Consider the following 18,788-nt stretch of genomic DNA (forward strand, 5'->3'; position numbering starts at 1 on the left):
TTCTTGTTATGGATATTGAGCATGATACTTACTAAAAAGCAGTGGAAAAAGATAGAGCCCTTAGTCGTCGGAAGAGTCACTTCTTCCGGCGCCCGAGGGCGCGATAATTTAGGTTTTATCGAGGGGGTACTGTGGCAAGTGAGTGAAATGCGAGGTTGGAGCCATTTGCCATCTAAATTCGGGAGTTGGAATGCTATCTATGTTCGTTTCAGGCGCTGGAATGAAAGTGGGTGCTGGCATCAGCTTGTTAAAGACCTTGGTGATGATTCTGAGTTGGTCGCAATCTTCTCAAAAGTTGCAGCTTATGCTGATTTGGAAACTACTAAAAAAATTCGGAGAATAGAAAGAGCGGAATTTGAAAAGCACTTATATTTTGAGAAATCTTTTGCTAAAAATGATGTTCATGACATCACTATTTTTACAGATAGTCAGTGGCGGGAAATAGAGACACTCTTTGCCGGGAAAAAATATTATCCAGTGATACTTGGACGACGGGACCTTCGTTTTATCGAAGGGGTCCTATGGCTTATTTCTGAGGAGAAGCAGTGGAGAGAGATGCCGTCAAAATTTGGAGATTGGAGGGCTGTGTATGTACGCTTCAAACGCTGGGATAAGTGCGGTTATTGGATAAGGTTAGCTGACGACCTAAGGGAGAATGATGTTCTTTTTGCAGCGTTTTCAATGATTGTTGGACATATCCATCAGACAAAAGTGAATGAACTAAAAAAAATAATTAGAAAGAATGCGCGAGAGAAGCACAGACTTATTGAAGAGACCGCTGCTACTGTGGCGGCTGATGTGTTGGTCCCGACAAGTGATCTTCTACAGCCTGTAACCGTCAAAGCGTCAGGGGCGGTAACTTGAATCTGCTCGATGCAAATCTCTACCCTTGCTACTGATCTCGTTATTTTAGACGTTAGGTTATCACTCATTTAGTCAGGTCGCAAGGGCTCTTGCGTCCCAATGCGCTTTGCGCAAATTGTATTCTTATCATAATTAATATGAAACGAGCATCCTTCCAAATAATATTTATCTCATTACTTATAGCAGGCTGCACCACATGGGTAAAGCAAGGCGTAAGTGATTATGATCGAGATGTCGACCTCGCTTCCTGTACCGCTATCGGCTATGACCGTTTTCGTTCTGAAATTATTACTTACAAAGTGCGCGATAGTTACTACGAACCAATCGTTACTACTTGCAAAACCGATAAGGATGATAAAGAAAAATGCACCACGAAGGGAGGGGTATGGCATCCGTCGGAATACAGTTCATACGATGCTCAGGGTGGGACACGGAGTGCTTTTGTCGAGGACTGTATGTACCACAAAGGATATGATAAAAAATCTTTTTTCGAATAGTTCAGTGCCATGCTGTCGCCGCGCCGCAAATGAATTCAATAATCAGCCACGCAAAAACCTCAACTGAAAAACTCCTGCCGAAATACCATCGTTAGCTAAAAACAGTGTTGCAACCACCGATTGAATTCGAGCTGATAACGGATACTTCCAGTGCGACGAGTCGCACTTTAGTGAAACGCCATATGTTAAATTCAATTTCCTTAACCTAAAAAAACTAAACTGTGAGTATTTTTTTAATTTACCTGATTGGTGACTCTCTTTAGGAGCTCATGGTTTTCTCTTAATCCTAACGCGATTTCTCGCCAGGCTCGACAGGTCGTTGCGTTGAAAACGTCGGCTTCAACGACCTGAGCAAGCGAAACGCTGGCGGGTTCTCGGTCAGAATCGGCGGCAGGTCTGGGATCCTCACCTGACCAGGCGGCGTCGTACAAGCGCACAAAGCCAGCATTAACAGCAAAGCGATCGTTATCCGCTTGTGTGATATAGATCGGCACCTGCTTTTCAATGGTTTCTCCTTTGACGTAAATGGTCTTTATACGGTCGACATACTTGATCTGCGTCTGAGTAACGACAGCCTGCTGTGCCTTGGCAATTTTGGTTGAGCGCTCGGCCTGTTGATTGACGTACGCAATGTGCTTTTCACCCTCGTCCTGTTTACCTTTGTAGTAGCAGATCGTGCCGAACACGGCAGCAGCCGAAGCGAAGAACAGCCAGCGCGCCCACCAAGGCAACACCTCTTTCAAAAGACTCATATGACCCCAAAAGCGCTTTTGCACGCCAACCAGCGCACACGTCGCGCGGCCAAACTCTCTACAGTGATGCCGGCACCATTAATCCGCGTCGACAGTCCATCAAAATCGCCTCTATCGGCATAGGCGTTACCGCCAATCGACAGCCAGAACCATCCCGCTGAGCGGGTTGCCAGCGCCCTGTCCGTGGAAAGCAATTGCGGCGCGGCGACGCAATCAATGCCCAGTGCAGCCGAGCACGCCGCGTAGTTATCGCGAAACGTGATTTGCTTCAGGCCACCGCCGCGATAGCGCCAGCCATCGCCGGAGACGACGTCACCGTTGCCGTAGCGATTGGCGTAAACGATATTGGCAATTCGGATCTGGCGTTCTAGCGGCACTATCCTTTCTCCTGGCTGACGACCAAGAACAGAAGCATGTGCGGTAATGCGCTTTCCGAATGTGGCAATCAGCCCCTGCACCGAATAATTAAACGACTCCGACAAACAAGACATCCCGGCACTTTCGTGGCCGATCTGCGCAATGAAAGCCGCACACCTAGCCGGTGTGCCGATGCCGAACTCGGCCATCGCTGCATTGATCGGTGCCGCCCAGTCCGTTGCGCGCACGGTAGGAATCAGCAAAGCCGTTGAGAGCTGGGAGGCGGACAAATTCATCGTTTCCACAGGCAGTTGCATTGATGCCACCGGCGCCAGAACCATATGGCCAGAATGGCTACAGCCACATTCGACACCACCTCAGATTGCTCGCTCCAGAAACCAAAGGCATCAGGCCGCATGATGTTTACAAAGGACGTGAGTGCCACCAGGGACAATGCAGAAGTCCCCAGCACCTGCGTTTCCAGATGTTTGTTCAGCACCGCCCACAAACAAAACGCTAACAGCACCAGGTTAGCCAGCATATTAATTAGTTGGATCATTTTTTGCTCCCAGATAACGGCGCTTCAACGTGCCGATAATGTCCGCTTCGTTAATTTCCTTAAATACTTCGCGCGCAGTGGCCAGCGCAAACAAACCAACCAGGAACTCGATACCGGAATGTGTCCGCGCGCCGGTAATGGCGAGCCAGTCAATCAACACCGGCGCAATGTAGATGGCACACGCCAAGCCGGCGGCGAAACTGGACAACTTCTGCCACCAGTTCAAACCATCCCCCAGAAACTTCAGGGCAACCGCTGATCCGACTGCACCAGGCAATAGCGGTAACAGGTATTTCGTGACCCCCAGCCATACTGCCGCTAGGGTGCTTGTTGGTTCTGCCATACCTCTTCCCATCAATGATTTGCGCCGACAGGAACCTCGCATGGCCCCTATCGACTAATTACCTTACCTAGTGACCCTATCGCCTTGATAACCCCATCCAGGCGCCCTACTAAAGCAAGCTGCACCTTTTGCTCCAGCTCCCGATTCTTCACCCAGGTATCAAACGCCTTAGATTCCAGGAAATCCCGTGCATCCGAGATCCCCATGCGCATCGCTTCTGGGTACGAGGTGCTTGAATATAAACTCAAGCTAACTGCCATATTGCGCAGGTTTTCCAGTAACTCTCTTCGCGAACTCACTGACGCAGGCTGAAACTGGAAATCGGGCCGGAGGCAACGACTCTGCCTCCGATCCCTCATGTGGTAATGCCACGAATCCCTCAAGGTCACGGAAACATGCACGCTATCCGGCGTCATATAACGGAAGTGTTCCGGGAGCTGCTTGCCCTGCATCGGCGTGATCGTCACGGAAAAGTCGCTCCCCGAATCCTGCAGTGCCTGAACATTGTTCTTCAACAGTGCGTAGATCGCCTTGTATTTCACCACCAGCATACCGGCACGGATCGGCACGGCTTTCTCGCCGTATTCCTTCAGCAACACGTCCAGAATCTGTTTTTTGACGGCAACGGCGTCGTGAATACGCGCCACCTCGGCTACGATTGTCATGCCAATAGCAAGAATGGCCGGCGTGATGAACACGATGCGATAGGAGTCGTCTGCGGCTTTGATGACGCGCACAATCTCTTGTACGATCGATTCGCGCGTGGCGCCATCTGGCGGCACAAAGGAGACGAACAACCGGTTGATATTGTCCAGGCTCGGCCCGCGCACCAACTCTTCAATCGTTTCATTCCAAATCGAGAGAAATTTCAGGCCGGCGATATTGCGGCGAACCAGGAAATCAAACTCGCCCAGGTACACCGCTGTCTGGTCATAAGCTGACGGGTATTTGCAAAGCTCTCGCAGCGTCGCGATATCGATAGGTGCGGCGCCCGGAATCAATAGCGAGTCCATCGTGATCTTGATGAGGCCGTCTTGCGGCGCTATCGCATAGTCCAGGGCAAAGGGGCTGCCGGCGTCCGGCCGCACGTCCCCTGTGGTCTCATACACGGTCAGAGTCAGCACCTCGCCGACATTCGGCTGATAACCAACATAGCCGGCATAGCCAAACACGACGAACAAGCGCCGGTATTCGTCGCATTCCACATGGAATACCTTGTCGCCATTGGCAACATTCGTAAATTCCACACTATATGTATACGGTGTGCCGGCCGCATCGGCAACTGAGATACCGCTGATAAAGCGCCCGTCAGCTGGCTGCGGCACCTCAATCTTATAGAACGGCTGCGAGACGGTCACAGTGTGCTCAATGGCACGAACCTGCTTTTGCACCAACTCAGCATGCCCCACGCCGCCAGCAGCCACCATTACCGGCGAATCAGCAACGTACATGCGTCCACTCGAATCCAACAGGCCACGACCGGCGCAAATGGCAAACGCAGTATTGGTAGGATTCTCAACTTTCACCTTCACGCGCGCCGGCGTCGCCATCGGCATCAAGCCCTTCAGCGACGCATCTGCCAGCACCGTCGAATCCCGCACCTTGTCAAACGGCTCCATCGCGCCGAGCTCAATCTGCTGCGACATCATCGCCATCATCTGGGCAATTGCGGACTGCGCCTGCAGCAGCCGCGGATCGCCCACCTGGTACAGCGCTGCCAGTTCGGGGAACTGCGAGACAGAATTGACGATCACCCGATCAAAGTCTTCTTTGGAATAGGCCATGTCAGCTCACGCGCTCCTGCCAGCCGGCGACGTCGACAATCAGCTCACGGCGATCCGGTAACGCATCAGCGTAGAACACGTTCACGGCGCCAGCCGGCATCGCCTCCAGCGCCGGCACGTCCTCGTGCATCTTGCCGATGAACGCATCGCCGATGCCGGCGGCCATGGGATTTTGCAGCAGCGACTGGGGATCAGCGCCATAGTCGGAACCAAGATAGCCGTTAGGCGGCGTACTCAGCCAGTGGCTGACCATGGCTTGAATGTCTTGGGCGGTGATAGTCGGTTTCATGGCGATGATGATAGGGCCACCGCCAGCGAGGAAATGCTAGATTTTTCCTATTACTGCTGTACGAAGAAAAACTAGCAAGGGTCTACAAATGGTGCCGCAAAGAGTTGTGATTTTTTACGTTGACACGTAGCAGAAATCCGGAACATTTCCTAGTTATTTACTCCAAAACTGAAATAACAACTACCAGATTACATCGCAGAATTATTTTATCGAAAACAATTCTTTATCGTTGCTTCCCGCTCCGAATAGCCATTTCACATCAAAATGTCATCATTGATTTGATGATGACGAATCCGAGGCGATTTGGCTACCTGGTTCATTTTTTACCAACTGTATCGCGCTCCCACGCTCAGCCCATGGTCCTGGCTGTGCGCCGCAATGTCGCCGGTGTAGTCGGCCAGGAAAGCCCAGGCGCCGACCTGGTGCGCCACCACTCCCACATTGAGCTGGAGGTGGTTGGGACCGACCTGCGGGCCACCCACCTTGAACGTCCCTGCCTGGGGGGCGTTGGCGAAATGATTGGTGAAATATCCCTCGCGGTTGCCGAATGCGCGCTGCACCAGGATCCGTGCATGCGGCGTCCAATTGACGGGCTGTGCGGAATCTTTCGAGGCCAGGGTGAAAGTCTTGGCTACCTGCAGTCCGGCACCCACACGGGTATCGAACACCTGGTCGGCGTGCGCCGACAGTGCGATGCCCGGATCGCTGGCCCGGTCGAGGAAATCGACGCTCGGCAAACGCACCACGTCGACCGCCGGCAGGATCGGCTGCCATGTCCATCCGCGCTGGTCTTGCAACGTCCAGCCATGCTCCACATGCAGCGACAGCGCGTTGCCGGTATAACGTGCCTGCGCTTGCGCGCTAAAGGGCAGCTGCGACATGCCAAGGTCGACCGAGCGTGTGGCGGTGCTGGTCAGGTGCGTCGCTCCGGCAAATGCATCTAGGTAATGGCGCTCGGTCGCGTAGCGCAGGTAAAGGCGGCCGTCGATGGCGTTGGTTTGCCCGCGATAGCCATTGCCGACGCCGTTCACCGACAGCGTGCCGTAACCGACGGAACCGCCCCAGCTCAGCTGCTCGCCGGCGCGCCGGTCCAGGCCCAGGACTAGTCCGGCGTTGTCTTGGCGCCAGGCCGAGATCTGGTCTTGTCCGCTCAGGTGGCCGTAATGGCCGAACACGCGGCCCCAGAGATTCGAATCGCTCGCCGGCTGCTCCGGCTTCGTCGTGGAATCGTCGCTGCCGACTAGGTAATTCAGCATGCCGGCGGTGTCGACCGTGTGGCCGGGCCCGGCTGAATTGAGCGGCATCGCTGCGGCGATGGCAGCTGTGCCTTGACGCTCGGCGGTGCGGTCGGTAGAACGCAGGTGCTGGGTCAGCGCCGTGCTGAAGTCATTGATCAGGTACAGCGATGCGGTTCGCTGGGCGGCATAACCGGCGCCTTCGATCTGCTGCCTGGCTTGCGCTGCTTGGGCGTTGCTGGAAAACTGCAATGCGCCTAGCAACAATGCCTGCGCGGACTCGCTTTGCCGGGAAGCATTACTGAGGACCGTACCTAAGCCGCAGCCGGCGCGGTTGCAGAATGCCGAATTATTGAGGAATGCATCGTTGGCGCTTAGTGAGATGCCGTCATCCCTTTGCAATACGCGAAAGCTGACCAGCGAATCATCAAAAGGATGGAAGGCGTCCTTGGTCGGATCGACATCGTAGCCGGCGACAGGCCGGCCCTGGGCGTCAGCCCGGACCAGGTGGGCGAAGCGGTTGATCACGATGCTCACATCGTCGGGGGCCTGGCCGTTCTTTTCCGCCTGTGCCAGCTGGTTGGAAAAGCCGGGAGAATATCCAACCAATGCATACGATTCGGCCGAACGGTAAAAGCCAGGCGTGACATGCAAGGCAAGCTGGGCGGTTTTGGAACTGATGCTCAATGCGCTGTTAAACGTATAGCTGCCGCCATCGTACAAGCCGAATCGCAAGAAGGCAGGGTGTCCTGCCTGGCCCGGCACTATATCGAAAGCCAGCGTCGATTGGTCTTTCAAGAGCGGATTTCCGGTCCAGTCGATCCCCTTCCCGGTCGGATGCAAGACCGCGGAGTCCATGAAGTTCATATTCGCCCACAGCTGGGACTCGCCAAGCTGGCCTTCTCCTTCGACGATGCTGCGGCCGACAAGTATATTGACGGGAATGTCAATCACGCCGCCGCGCAGGCGCAGGCTGCTGTCCTGCATCATCAGCGCATCCATCCCGGTATGCACACCCGCAGGCAGGGTCCATTGGGAATTGACCAAAGTCATGATACCGAAAGAGTCGCCGGTCGGTATGCCGGAAGTGTTGATCAGCGGCACGTTGCTGTATTTTACGAAGGCGCGGATCGCCTTGTTGAAGTCGGAATTTGGATTGGCGCGCTGGCTCTTGGCTTTATCAGGATCAATCTGGCTATTATAGTAGGCATTCAGGCCTTGCGTGAGCGCCTTGAGCCGATCGGCGGGACTCATTGCGTTATATACGCTCCGTTCTTGATCAACCAGGTCAATCAGGTACGGCACGTTTGACAGGACCGGCGCGGATCCCTTCGGCAGATAGCCCCCCAGGAGATTCCAGCTCATCAGCCAGTCGACCATTGTCGTATCCATCTTTTTGGCTGCGGGGTCATACTTGTTCGCATAGTTCGGATTGACATTACCGGTTAGCGTCTGGCCGGTCAGCGTTACCGCATCCGTGGTCATTTCAGGCGCACGCTGGGTGATGAATCCAGTATTGTAGACGTCGTCCTGAAAATATGGCCGATAATCCTTGGAACCTTTCTCTCCCCAATAAACAGACGGTATTTTTTGGTGGACCGGGTCCCACAGAAAGGCAAGCTTTGTGCTGCTGAATGCCTGGTCCAGCAACCCCGCATCAGTATTGGCAAGCTGGCCGTCAGCAATAGCTTTCATGAAATACTGATAGAACGCGGTGGTTTTATCCGATTTTACGTAACCTTTTGCATTACTCATTCCATGAATCTGGATATTTTGCTGACCCAGTATGTCTTTGTTCGGACCGCCGTCAAAAGCGCGCTGAACGCCGCCGACAAACATCATCGAACAGGCAGAAATGCAGTAGCCGGAAGCGACCGTCTTGAGACCCGCGCGCCGCGCCAGATCGCCGATATCGTAGCCGCCAACGGTTGAACCACCATTAGAATTCCGCATCACCAGTGTATCGATGACTTTCCCCTGAGCCCGCAAACGGTCCAGATAGTCCGCCAGTACGTAACCATCCGAAGACACGACGTCGCCGGACAGAAATACCTGATTTCCATGGACATGCATATCCATCGCGTATGACTGCGATATGATTCCCCACATGCTCAATGTTCCAAGCACCGCCAGCTTCAAATACTTGTATTCCATTACTTTATCCTCTCATGTAAGTTCTAACAAACAAGCCCACAAGTCATGAAAAAATGCTTAAAATTTCAGGATTAATATGTTTAATAAGAAAGCGGTTATGCTTCATCAGCTGCAGCGCACACCGCCGATGTGGCCAGTGTTCATTTTTAATGATGCAGACGACTGGCTACGAAATATGCAATCGCGGCGCACGGCTGAACTGGCGCAAGAGATATTCGATCGCCGCGCGATTAAATCTGGCGTATAGCAAGGCCTGCTGCTTACCCCATGCGTCCCAGCGTTCCCATAAACTGGCATGGAGTTGTCGCTTTTGACGTTCCCATGCAATTTCAAGGTCCAGTGCTTCTATTTCCCAATTGGCTAGGCGGTCTTTATCCTTCTCAGTGGGCGAATCTCCGAGCTTCTGATATCGTGTCTCGTAAAGTTCCTTGTACAAGCCATCCATCTCGCCTTGTTCGCTTTCGGTCCACCAGGTCTGCTTGTCAAGTTCACCTGCAAGATAAGCAGCTCCGCCGCACAGCCTTGCCATCAGGTTGCTGTCAATTTGAGCCAACGGAATGGTAATTTTTTGAAGAATATCTGCCAGATTTTTCTGATTTTCCTCATGAGGTCCGTTACCGGCATTGAAGTTGAGCACTTGCTGAGACAGCACTCGCCATTCGTTCTGATCCGCTGCGGAATCTGATGACTTTCTGTCATGCAGTGTTTTTATTTTTGCGAGCAGTGGCTGCAATTGTTCGGAATAATATCGGGCAATTCCCCAGTTCCGGTCATACAACAACCATCGGGCAAAAGCCGACGGCACGGCGCCCAGATCCACACCAACGGGTATCGCATCGATCAAGGCATGAGCTTGCTCACTTGCGCTAACCTCCCCTTCAGCCTGAAGTAGCCAGCAAAGCGTGTCTATCACCGCGGAAAGCGTGACCGGCATACCCAGTTTCGTAGTGAGCAGATTTTTCCTGCCCTCGATGCAACTTGAAGGTTGATTGTCCGAGCCAAGCTTTGCGTCGCTTAGACGGTTTAGGCAGCGTATTTTTTGTTCCTCTTCTCCTATGAAACTGATAGTGCGCGGCATGAGGGCTTGAGACTTGGGCATGACTGGGAAGAACGATTCCTCCAACCAATTTTGAGCCAACAATCGCAGCTGCGCTGCAGTCGTAGCATCTTTTACCGCCAATATTTCGCCATTCCTGACAAAGAGGAATGACGCCGCATTTCTGATTTCATAGTGGGCTAATAAGGTCTCGTTCTTGTCGCAGCATAGTTGGACCACTTTCAACTTGCCGGCATATTCCACTGCTAATCGTTGCACAGCCGGTGCACCGCTTGGCGTTATCCGGCATCCCGATCGCAACAGCTCAACCAGCACCAGCTTGTCGGATCCCAATACCTCTGCTTCAAATACAGCTATGCTGGAATTTAAGATGAATGTCGTCATTGCCAATGCATTTCTGTTCAAGTGAAATTACAGCAAGCGGCACCTGCCAATCCTTCGCAGGACAGACAGGACGCCTCCAGATTCCAGTGCTCATATGAACTGGTAGTTGGCACGCGCAAAGAACGCGCGCCCGATTGCATCGGTGTAGCGCGGATCGTAGCCAACCTGAAACTTTGTTGCCTGATTAGAGAACGGCGGCGCCTTATCGAATATGTTCTTGATACAGCAGTCAATACTAAATTTTTGAAACCGGAATAACTGCCAGACATGTTGTACAAGGTATAGGCCGAAACCTTGCGATCCTCACCGCTTATGTCCGCATTCTGCTCGGTATAGTGCGACAAATAGGATTGTGTCAATGAAGCAGACCAGGAACCGTTATTCCACTGGACAGCGGTATGGCGCCAGCGGAATACAGGATTGGCATCGGCGTAACGGCCGGCATTGTGGACGAACTCGCCGTTCTTTTCATTCTGGTAGCCCTGCGCCAGAAAAAGCTCCACCAGCAACAAATATAATTTGCATCAAATGTGCTAGCTTTTTTTCACTCTTAATCATCAGCAATTTCCTTGTTTATAAAAATTTTGAGTTGGCAAAAAAAGCCACAGCAAGGTGCTTAGTGCATACCTCTTGTTTTTATATTTCCGCCGCTTCTTCTCTTTTTTACCAATGCAATGACTATCTAAAATTAAGATATCCCCATGCACTCGCTCATTAAATTTTTTCCTGCGATCAAGCATCTCTTGCATTTTCAATGTCGCCAGAAATTGGCGATAGCGCGCGAATACGATGCGATCGGAATGAGTCGCCATGACTATTAGTTTTTTTAAAAAATTAATTGGCGGGTCAATTCTAGAAGTCCAAAATTTCAAAGTGAAGTAATTTAATTTCGCGAATATCTGTGAAATTAAATCGCATATATAAATATCAAATTTATATATGATAGAAGTCTAGCTCTGAAGAATTTCGGTGAGCATTTGAATGTCGCACTACGAGGCCCTCGCATTGGCCAAGACTGACTAAAAATCGCATCGCAACGCGCTTGTCGCGAGAGCGCTTAGCATTTAGCACTCCTACTTATTCTGATAAGTAGGATCAAGGGAGTAAGACTGGAAACCCTGGAGGCGATCTGCCGCTATCTCGATTGCCAGCCGGGCGACCTGCTGAGTTACGAGCCGGACGACGAACCAGTGGACAGCGCCGGCACATGATTATCCGGGCTGCGGGCTTTTCGTGGTTCAATCATTGAGTATAGAGAGAATGTCTAACCTAAGCCCCTAGCCTTCCAGCCGACCGTCGCCCGCTATGTATTGGGGCCTTGTTGCGTCCCTTCTGCTGCATGCGGCCCTGCTGCAGCTGTTTGCGCGACATACTCCAGCGCCGCCGGTGGAGATGGATGCTGCATCTGCAGGTATGACGCTGCTCCTGCTGCCGGTGCCCCAGCCGCGCCTGCCTCCAGTGCAAGTGCAGCGCCTGGAATCGGCAGCAGCACAGGGAAGTCCGCGCGGTATTCGTCAGTTAGCATCTGAAGGCAGCAAGAGAAGCATAGCAGCACCAGTGGCGCCGATCGCCAACCAAACAGTTCAGGCTGAAGGAGTAATAGCAGCGGTACCGGCTGCAACACGGCCGCGCCTGGATCTCGATGCTGCGGTCAAGATGGCCGGGAAGCTCGCCAGAGATCCGAACAGCCTAGGCGACGACAGAGCGGTCGCGCAATTGAAATATCACCCGCTGGAAGGAGACAATCCTGACAGCCGCCTGGCGCACGATATGCGGCGCAGCGCACGCCCCGATTGCCTGTACAGTCAAAGCTCGAGGGGGCTGCTGGCGCCACTCTTCCTGATTGCCGAAGCGACCAAGTCAAAAAAAGATGGGGGCTGCAAATGGTAAGCGGCTTCAAATCCAACTCGATCTGGCGCGCGCCATCGTCGACAGTTCTTCAGTGCGAGCTATGTTCGCGGAAAAAAAATGAATCCAGCCCCGGTGACCGGCGTATGCTCGGCAGCAAACATCACCTCATCACCGAACAAAAAGGTATTTCGCTCGCCGTCATCCTGACTGGCCCCAATACGCACGGCGTGATAAAGTTGCTGCCACTGATTGAAGCCATACCGGCCATTGCCGGAAAACGTGGACGGCCGTTGAAAAAACGAAAATGCTGCAGGCGATCGTGGCTACGAATCCGAACCCTTGCGCTGAGCCTTGCACCAACGAGCCATTATTCCTGAACTTGCCAAGCGTCGTACAGCTCACGGCAGCGGTCTGGGGAAAACGCGCTGGGTAGTTGAACGTTCAATTTTCTGGTTGCATTCGTTTCGCCGCCTCAAAATTCGTTATGAAAAACTCGCCGTTCCGCATGATGCATTCCTTTCCTTGACATGCTCGCTTATTTGTTGGAACTTCCTCAAACCATTAATTTAATTTCGTAACAGCGTCTAATTTCTTCAGGCGAATGCGCCAGACAACTTCACCCGCTGACGCCATGCGCGGCTTTGCCGCCCTCGCCGGATCAGCACCCTGTACCGAATCGCAAGCCGGCCGGCCCGGCGCGATGCCCGATCTCTGGCTCCATAGCTTCACCTCGTCTTTACCAAGCGAATCAAACAATGCAAAAAATTTCTACGCTGACCCGCAACACCCTGATGTTCCCGCTGGCCCTGGTGCTGTTCGAATTTTCGGTGTACATCGCCAACGACATGATCCAGCCCGGCATGCTGACGGTGACCCGCGAATTCGGCGCCAGCGCGGCCTGGATGGCGTCCGCCATGACCGCCTTCCTGGTGGGCGGCGCGATCTTCCAATGGCTGTTCGGACCGCTCTCGGATCGCATCGGCCGCCGCCCGGTCATGTTGGGCGGCACGCTGTTTTTCATCGTTGCATGCCTGGCGACGCTGTTCTCGCGCAGCATCGAAAGCTTCATCGCCTTGCGTGTGCTGCAAGGCATGGGCTTGTGCTTTATTTCTTCGGTCGGCTATGCCGTGGTGCAGGAGGCGTTCGAGGAAAAGGCAGCGATCCGTGTCACTGCCCTGATGGCGAATGTGGCGCTGATTGCGCCGCTGATCGGCCCGGTTGCAGGCGCCTTCATGATCGAGGTTCTGCCGTGGCGCATGGTGTTCGTGTTCATCGCCGCGATTGCCACCATCGCCTTGATCGGTCTGGCCCGGCACATGCCCGAGACCGTCAAGCCGCGCAAGGAAAAACTGCCGCTGATGCAGATCTGGCACGACTACCGTGAAGTGGTCGGCAACCGCCATTTCGTCAAGGCAGCGATGTGTATGCCTTTGCTGGCGATCCCGCTGATCGGCTGGATCGCGATGTCGCCGGAAATCCTGGTGGCTGACGGCCATCTGAGCGTGATCGAATACGGTTACTGGCAGATTCCAGTGTTTGCCTGCCTGATCGCCGGCAACCTGGTGCTGGCGCGCCAGGTCGACCGCTGGCGCCTGGGCAGCTCGATCAAGATCGCGCTGTATCCGATCGCGCTCGGCATCCTGATCATGCTGCTCGGCGCGGCTTTCCTCGACAAACCCTACTTCCTGGTGGCGGCGATCAGTGTGATCGCCTTCGGCGAAGGCTTGTCGGCGGCGGTGATGATCCGTTTCACCCTGACCGAAAGCCCGGTCTCGAAAGCCACCGTGGCCGCCACCATGGGCATGATCAACATGACCCTGTACGGCGTCGGCATCGAGCTGTACAAGGTGTTTTATCTGTATGCGGGGATGATGGGTTTTGCGCTGTTCTCGACCGCCGTCATCGGCCTGTACTGGTACCTGTCGCGCAGCGTGGTGGCGCGCGCCATGCAGGCGCGGGTGACCGGCCATGAAGAGAAGGAAGCGGGACCGCTGATTTGATGTGAAAAGATTGCCGGAAGCAGCTGCGCTTCCGGCGTCATTGTACAGAGATGGCTTTACTCGTTGCGCTTCTGGCTGATGATGCTCATGAACTCGCGCCGCGTCGATGGATCGTCGCGGAACGCGCCCAGCATGCGGCTAGTCACCAGGCTGGTGCCCGGCTTGTGGATGCCGCGCGTGGTCATGCAGCCGTGCGATGCTTCGATCACTACCGCCACACCCTTCGGCAGCAAGACCTGTTGCAGGGTATCGGCGATCTGCACCGTCATTTTTTCCTGGATCTGCAGGCTTTTCGCACAAATATCCACCAGGCGCGCCGGTGTGTCCAGCAAGCCTTCGCGGTCCAGATCGCCGTCCCTGCTTATATTGAGTCAGTATGCCAGAAACAACAAAGGCCGCTAAAGCGAGCTTTTAAACCTCCGATACCGCGCCAGTGCATTGATCGCCGCTCATCTTTGATGTGCCATCGGTGAATAATGGATTATTCCAATTTCATATTTATTCATTTAAAATAACCAAAACTTATCGTTTAACGATAAAAAAATTGTTAATTACATACTTAACGGATGGAGGGTATTTCTATGAATCAAGTCTTTGCAACTATGTCGAATCACAAGTTACGTTGGGTTGGATGTCTCACTGCAGCATTCGCTTGGATTGCCTTAATCACTGAAGTGGGCTTTTTTGTAGTGCAATGGGGCCTACATAAAAAAACAATGTTAGAGGCCATGCAGAGTGGCTACAGCTACATGATCCCTAGGCTGGTTGCGCCAGAATTTCAAATGTCTTCCTTGAGCGTTGGGCTGACAATCGCTCTAGACGCGATATACCCTTTGATATCTGTCACAGGATTGGCATTAGCAGGAATGTTTTTTATACGGTTGTCTAAGCGAGAAATTTGGTCAGATCGCAATATTCGATGCATCTATATCTTAGGCTCTTTGTATATCGCGGAAGCGTTACTTCCGCAGATATATGATTGTTTGCAGCTTCTAATATTTTCGATTGACGTCCCCACCGGCGAGAAGGTATTTAGCATCGGTTTTGGCGTTAGTAATACAGCGTTCTACAAAATTGCAACTGGCGTTTTTCTTATTGCATTTGGCTTTATTATGCGTGAAGCAAAGTTGATCAGTGATGACCAGAAACACTATATTTGAATGTATTTCATGAGCATAGTAACGAGAATAGATGTCCTGCTTGCGAGAAAGAAAATGCGCTCCAAAGAGTTAGCTGAAATAATTGGTATTTCCGAACAAAATTTCTCTGTGCTAAAAACGGGAAAAATCAAAGGGATACGATTTGAAACTCTTGACAAAATTTGTCGCGCATTGGATTGTCAACCCGGAGATCTATTTGAGTTCATTGCAGATTGAATGTACCTGTCGAGCCTAGCGGACAACTAAAGCGAGGCCGCGGAGAGACACTCTTGATGCCGGAAAAAGTGTCCTCCGCAGCAAGCCGTGCCGCATCCAAGCACAATTGGTGGGCGGTAACGATTTTATTGATGCCATGCGGCCGGTCATCCGGGTAATACTATGGGCAATTAACCTCATCACCCAAGCGCGCAATAGGATTCTGGGAGCGGCCAGCTATCTCAGATTTTTGTATAACCAGATGTTCTTAATGGATCAATGGGCTTCCACAATCGATTATTGATCGGGTCAGTTGACTCCCAGGCCATAGCGGGCGCCAAGGGCACTGCTAATGCGGCAGCCAGAATGCCAAGGGCACGGCGACGGGACATCGGTACCATCATCGTCACCGCATTCATGGAAGCGCCACTGCATCGCTAGGTGCGCCAGGCACTGCGACTCGAAACTTCAAACCTTCCAGCAGCTTGTCCCACAGGGCTAATGCTTCTTCGTCGTCGACGGAAGCGACAGATGCAGCACCAATGCGGTTGGCCTTGACCTTGCTGTACATAGTTACATCCAGCACGGCTGGCTTGGCCACATTGCCTGTTTCGCCAATAAACTTCCATTCAAAGTCATGGGTGCCATCGGCACGACGCACCAGCGACTCCTCTCCAGCCCAACCATGCACGGTGCGCTTTCCTTCGCGCAAGGTGGTGAACTTAGGATAGTTTGCGCCCAATTCCGTACGTTTATCATTGATTTGTTTGAGCAGGCTGTGGCCATTGCTGCCTTGAGTGCTGGCATTTTGGTTGCTCTCAACACTGAAGGTAATGTCGGGTAATTCGGGAAGATAGAGCCCAACTTGAGATAGTACTTGGCCCTTGTCACTCGCTAGGCGAGTGAAGCCGAATTCGTGACACAAGCCAGGTTCCGCGGGAACTTCATCGGGGGCACGAGGGCGAAGGTTTTGAGCAACCTCAATGGTTCTCGCAGTGATAGTCTCAGCTGTTGTATTCTGGCTCTTAGAAGTGGCACCACCGCCCACAAAGATATGAGGGCCAACTATATAGTAGGTATCAAAACTTTCTAGACCATATTTTGGAGAAAACTCGTCCGCGTAATACCGAATCCACATCACGTTAGGTGCTGGACCTGGACCGATGTAGTTAATTTTTGCGGTCTTGTCCTTCGCCAATATCTCTGCTCGCCTGGATTCCATAATCTGCTTGATATCGTTAGCTTTATTCGGCAGCGTCGGAAAATCCGACCCGAATATCAGCTTGGCGTCTTGCGGTGCCGACAATACATATCGCCCAAAACACAATAGTTTAGATTTGGAAAACAGTTTTTCGATTCGTTGATTCATCATCGATTCCTTGATCAGTTCTTCTTTTCCCACCACGCCGCATTGTAGGCATAGGCAATCTTGACCACGCCGTACAGCGTGGCAGCTTGCGCAGCCGGATTACCATAGCTTCCTTGATGATCGTAACCGGTTTGAGTAAATTTGTATTTGGCCTGCACCCTGTCAGCGCTACGTATCATTGGTACCGTTCCGTCGCCAGGCGCTGCCGCAGCTTGAAGTTCCAGAGTTAAAGTCGTCGCGTTGGCTCCCAATACGCGGATTGTGCCTTTTCCATTGTCGCCGTGTTCGCCTTCCAGCAAGGTCCAAGCCATCGGATCACCGGCAGCTTGAGCATTACCCTCAGTGACTCTCCAGGCAATATCGTTCCACGCCCTTTGTTCAGGATCTGCACCGAAATGTGCATAAGTCTCCTCGTGAAAAGTATCTTTGATAGCATGGGAAAACTTCATGGCATTGTCGATACGTATCATCGTGGCTTCTGGGCCAATTTTGTCTTCCTTCTTGCCGCCATTTTCTGGGGGCATCTTACCCAATCCCGCTGGATCAATCCATTCTGGATTGATCAGCCGCCACCACTGAGGTTGTGCTTGCTGTTGATTTGCGCCGAAAACTGACCCACTTAGCTGGATAATTTGCATCGAAAATTGACCCACGTATAGACCACAATCCTACTCAATATAGTGAGTGGGAGATTGGAGTGATCGACGTGGCATTATTAGGCATTATTCGACGCTGGCACCTTCGTGACCAGGTCTCCTTGAGGGAGATCGCCAGGCGCTTGGGGATCTCCAGAAACACCGTCAGACGCTATCTACGCTCAGAAATCGTAGAGCCGGCTTATCGGGATCGACGCACTCCCAGTGCTCTTGATCAGTACGCCTTCAAACTTTCATCCTGGCTTAAAACCGAAGCGACAAAGTCTCGAAAACAGCGGCGCAGCTTAAAACAGATCCATGCTGATTTATGTGAGCTAGGCTTTGAAGGATCCTACGACCGGGTTGCCGCCTTTGCGCGACAGTGGCGAGTGGATCAGTTGGATAGGGTCAATTCTGCAAGCAAAGGGACACACAAACAACAGAAAGGGAGGGGAAGACCCATTTAGTCTCTATGTAACCCAAAAATCGTAATTAAGAATGGGTCAGTATTCGATACAAAATACGGGTCAGTATTCAATGCAATTCAACAGGGACAACGCCCGGCGGACGTCCGTAAGTTGTCGAGAGCGGACATTAAAGATGGCGCCTTGCATGTGAAGCAGAATAAAGGGGACACCAAGCTGCGTATTACCCTAGAGGGCGACCTTGGTGTCATTATCAACCGAATCAGTAACCGCAAAGTGATGGGCTTGACGCTAATCACCAATGAGGCCGGCGAGCCAATGACTTACCCCATGATGCGGGGCGCTTTTGACCGAGCAAGGACTGCTGCAATATTGGCCAATCCGGATCGAACAAAAGAAATCAAGTCATTCCAATTTCGCGACTTACGTGCAAAAGCTGGTACCGACAAAGAGGAAACTGGTGGCATGTCAGAGGCACAGGCGCAGCTGGGGCATACCACGCCAACAATGACCGCGCACTATGTTCGGCATCGCTTAGGCAAGCTGGTGAAGCCCACAAAATAGGTCAAATTTTTTTCCGCAAAAATATTTTGGCCCAATGTGGATGCGGCTTTCGAGCCTTTCGTGTTTACTCGTTTGCGGAAAATTTTTAAGCATAAGTATTTGATTACAATGGAATAATCGGCAGACTTAAAATCTCTCGCTCGTAAGGGTGTGCCGGTTCAAGTCCGGCCTCGGGCACCAAGACACATTGTTGCAAAACAGCATAAAACGCCGCAAACCAAGTAAATAAAAGGTTCTGCGGCGTTTTTGCATTCAAGCCAAAAATCGTAAATCACCATCAAAAGCCATCAGCTACTGATACTAAGTCTCCAGAA

The 18,788-nt window shown here is 52.3% G+C and carries 21 protein-coding genes and 3 pseudogenes; 11 read left to right on the forward strand and 13 right to left on the reverse strand.

The genetic code is table 11. From position 1 onward, the window contains the following. Positions 1-21: 21 nt before the first annotated feature. Positions 22-864, forward strand: a complete 843-nt coding sequence (locus CPter91_RS13780) for a transposase (protein ID WP_061941231.1) — start codon at positions 22-24, stop codon at positions 862-864. 137 nt (positions 865-1,001) lie between these two features. After that, a complete protein-coding gene (locus tag CPter91_RS26525) occupies positions 1,002-1,361 on the forward strand; it encodes a hypothetical protein (protein ID WP_150119695.1) in 360 nt (119 codons plus the stop codon). A gap of 233 nt (positions 1,362-1,594) precedes the next feature. Here the strand turns inward: CPter91_RS26525 and CPter91_RS13785 are convergent, their stop codons facing one another. From CPter91_RS13785 to CPter91_RS26535, 10 genes are all read right to left on the reverse strand, one after another. Then, on the reverse strand, positions 1,595-2,113 hold the full coding sequence (locus CPter91_RS13785; protein ID WP_061941233.1) for a hypothetical protein: 519 nt from the start codon (positions 2,111-2,113) through the stop codon (positions 1,595-1,597). Further along, on the reverse strand, positions 2,110-2,787 hold the full coding sequence (locus tag CPter91_RS13790; RefSeq protein WP_236905816.1) for a glycoside hydrolase family 19 protein: 678 nt from the start codon (positions 2,785-2,787) through the stop codon (positions 2,110-2,112). The genes CPter91_RS13785 and CPter91_RS13790 overlap by 4 nt, the downstream gene beginning before the upstream one ends. Continuing rightward, positions 2,763-3,029 carry a hypothetical protein gene (locus CPter91_RS13795; RefSeq protein ID WP_150119696.1) on the reverse strand — a complete coding sequence of 89 codons (267 nt, stop codon included), beginning with the start codon at positions 3,027-3,029 and terminating at the stop codon, positions 2,763-2,765. Before CPter91_RS13795 ends, CPter91_RS13790 begins: the two co-directional genes overlap by 25 nt. Continuing rightward, positions 3,013-3,372, reverse strand: coding sequence for a hypothetical protein (locus CPter91_RS13800; RefSeq protein WP_061941238.1), 360 nt, complete (start codon positions 3,370-3,372; stop codon positions 3,013-3,015). Before CPter91_RS13800 ends, CPter91_RS13795 begins: the two co-directional genes overlap by 17 nt. A 47-nt stretch (positions 3,373-3,419) precedes the next feature. Next, on the reverse strand, positions 3,420-5,156 hold the full coding sequence (locus tag CPter91_RS27190) for a baseplate J/gp47 family protein (protein WP_061941240.1): 1,737 nt from the start codon (positions 5,154-5,156) through the stop codon (positions 3,420-3,422). A 1-nt stretch (position 5,157) separates the two neighbouring features. Next, complete coding sequence (locus CPter91_RS13810) at positions 5,158-5,445, reverse strand: hypothetical protein (RefSeq protein WP_061941241.1); 288 nt, start codon at positions 5,443-5,445, stop codon at positions 5,158-5,160. 323 nt (positions 5,446-5,768) lie between these two features. Then, positions 5,769-8,834 (reverse strand): autotransporter domain-containing protein, encoded by a 3,066-nt coding sequence (locus tag CPter91_RS13815; protein ID WP_061941243.1) that lies wholly within the window; start codon positions 8,832-8,834, stop codon positions 5,769-5,771. Positions 8,835-9,000: 166 nt separating this feature from the next. After that, positions 9,001-10,275 (reverse strand): thioredoxin family protein, encoded by a 1,275-nt coding sequence (locus CPter91_RS13820; RefSeq protein WP_061941244.1) that lies wholly within the window; start codon positions 10,273-10,275, stop codon positions 9,001-9,003. A 17-nt stretch (positions 10,276-10,292) separates the two neighbouring features. Continuing rightward, on the reverse strand, positions 10,293-10,787 hold the full coding sequence (locus tag CPter91_RS26530; RefSeq protein WP_150119697.1) for a hypothetical protein: 495 nt from the start codon (positions 10,785-10,787) through the stop codon (positions 10,293-10,295). 45 nt (positions 10,788-10,832) lie between these two features. After that, a complete protein-coding gene (locus CPter91_RS26535; RefSeq protein WP_150119698.1) occupies positions 10,833-11,087 on the reverse strand; it encodes a hypothetical protein in 255 nt (84 codons plus the stop codon). A 285-nt stretch (positions 11,088-11,372) separates the two neighbouring features. Here CPter91_RS26535 and CPter91_RS25740 point away from each other — a divergent pair. The 5 genes and pseudogenes from CPter91_RS25740 to CPter91_RS13830 form a co-directional block, all read left to right on the forward strand. Continuing rightward, a pseudogene (locus CPter91_RS25740) lies at positions 11,373-11,486 on the forward strand (helix-turn-helix domain-containing protein); the annotation flags it as partial. A gap of 202 nt (positions 11,487-11,688) precedes the next feature. Beyond that, positions 11,689-12,165 (forward strand): hypothetical protein, encoded by a 477-nt coding sequence (locus tag CPter91_RS13825; RefSeq protein WP_150119699.1) that lies wholly within the window; start codon positions 11,689-11,691, stop codon positions 12,163-12,165. A gap of 104 nt (positions 12,166-12,269) precedes the next feature. After that, positions 12,270-12,503 carry a hypothetical protein gene (locus tag CPter91_RS26965; protein WP_167595119.1) on the forward strand — a complete coding sequence of 78 codons (234 nt, stop codon included), beginning with the start codon at positions 12,270-12,272 and terminating at the stop codon, positions 12,501-12,503. Further along, complete coding sequence (locus CPter91_RS27740; protein ID WP_082792837.1) at positions 12,478-12,696, forward strand: transposase; 219 nt, start codon at positions 12,478-12,480, stop codon at positions 12,694-12,696. Before CPter91_RS26965 ends, CPter91_RS27740 begins: the two co-directional genes overlap by 26 nt. A gap of 185 nt (positions 12,697-12,881) precedes the next feature. After that, positions 12,882-14,126 carry an MFS transporter gene (locus CPter91_RS13830; protein WP_061941248.1) on the forward strand — a complete coding sequence of 415 codons (1,245 nt, stop codon included), beginning with the start codon at positions 12,882-12,884 and terminating at the stop codon, positions 14,124-14,126. Between the two features lie 56 nt (positions 14,127-14,182). On the opposite strand, the pseudogene CPter91_RS13835 reads toward CPter91_RS13830, so the two are convergent. Beyond that, a pseudogene (locus tag CPter91_RS13835) lies at positions 14,183-14,443 on the reverse strand (GTP cyclohydrolase I); the annotation flags it as partial. A gap of 264 nt (positions 14,444-14,707) precedes the next feature. Here CPter91_RS13835 and CPter91_RS13840 point away from each other — a divergent pair. Beyond that, positions 14,708-15,286 carry a hypothetical protein gene (locus tag CPter91_RS13840; protein ID WP_061941253.1) on the forward strand — a complete coding sequence of 193 codons (579 nt, stop codon included), beginning with the start codon at positions 14,708-14,710 and terminating at the stop codon, positions 15,284-15,286. 9 nt (positions 15,287-15,295) lie between these two features. After that, positions 15,296-15,502 (forward strand): helix-turn-helix domain-containing protein, encoded by a 207-nt coding sequence (locus CPter91_RS13845; RefSeq protein ID WP_061946224.1) that lies wholly within the window; start codon positions 15,296-15,298, stop codon positions 15,500-15,502. A 394-nt stretch (positions 15,503-15,896) separates the two neighbouring features. Here the strand turns inward: CPter91_RS13845 and CPter91_RS13850 are convergent, their stop codons facing one another. Both CPter91_RS13850 and CPter91_RS13855 read right to left on the reverse strand, forming a co-directional pair. Continuing rightward, positions 15,897-16,883 (reverse strand): T6SS immunity protein Tli4 family protein, encoded by a 987-nt coding sequence (locus CPter91_RS13850; protein WP_236905817.1) that lies wholly within the window; start codon positions 16,881-16,883, stop codon positions 15,897-15,899. Next, complete coding sequence (locus tag CPter91_RS13855; RefSeq protein ID WP_167595170.1) at positions 16,865-17,503, reverse strand: hypothetical protein; 639 nt, start codon at positions 17,501-17,503, stop codon at positions 16,865-16,867. Before CPter91_RS13855 ends, CPter91_RS13850 begins: the two co-directional genes overlap by 19 nt. A 44-nt stretch (positions 17,504-17,547) precedes the next feature. Here CPter91_RS13855 and CPter91_RS25750 point away from each other — a divergent pair. Next, positions 17,548-17,916 (forward strand): annotated as a pseudogene (locus CPter91_RS25750) (helix-turn-helix domain-containing protein); the annotation flags it as partial. A 111-nt stretch (positions 17,917-18,027) separates the two neighbouring features. Continuing rightward, positions 18,028-18,474 carry a tyrosine-type recombinase/integrase gene (locus CPter91_RS13860; RefSeq protein WP_099047201.1) on the forward strand — a complete coding sequence of 149 codons (447 nt, stop codon included), beginning with the start codon at positions 18,028-18,030 and terminating at the stop codon, positions 18,472-18,474. Positions 18,475-18,788 lie beyond the last annotated feature (314 nt).

Origin of the sequence: Collimonas pratensis (assembly GCF_001584185.1) — a bacterium.
Taxonomy (GTDB): Bacteria; Pseudomonadota; Gammaproteobacteria; order Burkholderiales; family Burkholderiaceae_D; genus Collimonas; species Collimonas pratensis.

Coding starts and splice junctions, on each gene's coding strand:
- CPter91_RS13810 (WP_061941241.1), bottom strand. CDS start 5,445: ATGAAACCGACTATCACCGCCCAAGACATTCAAGCCATGGTCAGCCAC.
- CPter91_RS13820 (WP_061941244.1), bottom strand. CDS start 10,275: ATGACGACATTCATCTTAAATTCCAGCATAGCTGTATTTGAAGCAGAG.
- CPter91_RS13845 (WP_061946224.1), top strand. CDS start 15,296: ATGAGCATAGTAACGAGAATAGATGTCCTGCTTGCGAGAAAGAAAATG.
- CPter91_RS13780 (WP_061941231.1), top strand. CDS start 22: ATGATACTTACTAAAAAGCAGTGGAAAAAGATAGAGCCCTTAGTCGTC.
- CPter91_RS26525 (WP_150119695.1), top strand. CDS start 1,002: ATGAAACGAGCATCCTTCCAAATAATATTTATCTCATTACTTATAGCA.
- CPter91_RS13785 (WP_061941233.1), bottom strand. CDS start 2,113: ATGAGTCTTTTGAAAGAGGTGTTGCCTTGGTGGGCGCGCTGGCTGTTC.
- CPter91_RS26965 (WP_167595119.1), top strand. CDS start 12,270: ATGCTCGGCAGCAAACATCACCTCATCACCGAACAAAAAGGTATTTCG.
- CPter91_RS13795 (WP_150119696.1), bottom strand. CDS start 3,029: ATGATCCAACTAATTAATATGCTGGCTAACCTGGTGCTGTTAGCGTTT.
- CPter91_RS13840 (WP_061941253.1), top strand. CDS start 14,708: ATGAATCAAGTCTTTGCAACTATGTCGAATCACAAGTTACGTTGGGTT.
- CPter91_RS13800 (WP_061941238.1), bottom strand. CDS start 3,372: ATGGCAGAACCAACAAGCACCCTAGCGGCAGTATGGCTGGGGGTCACG.
- CPter91_RS13790 (WP_236905816.1), bottom strand. CDS start 2,787: ATGCAACTGCCTGTGGAAACGATGAATTTGTCCGCCTCCCAGCTCTCA.
- CPter91_RS13815 (WP_061941243.1), bottom strand. CDS start 8,834: ATGGAATACAAGTATTTGAAGCTGGCGGTGCTTGGAACATTGAGCATG.
- CPter91_RS26535 (WP_150119698.1), bottom strand. CDS start 11,087: ATGGCGACTCATTCCGATCGCATCGTATTCGCGCGCTATCGCCAATTT.
- CPter91_RS13830 (WP_061941248.1), top strand. CDS start 12,882: ATGCAAAAAATTTCTACGCTGACCCGCAACACCCTGATGTTCCCGCTG.
- CPter91_RS27190 (WP_061941240.1), bottom strand. CDS start 5,156: ATGGCCTATTCCAAAGAAGACTTTGATCGGGTGATCGTCAATTCTGTC.
- CPter91_RS13825 (WP_150119699.1), top strand. CDS start 11,689: ATGACGCTGCTCCTGCTGCCGGTGCCCCAGCCGCGCCTGCCTCCAGTG.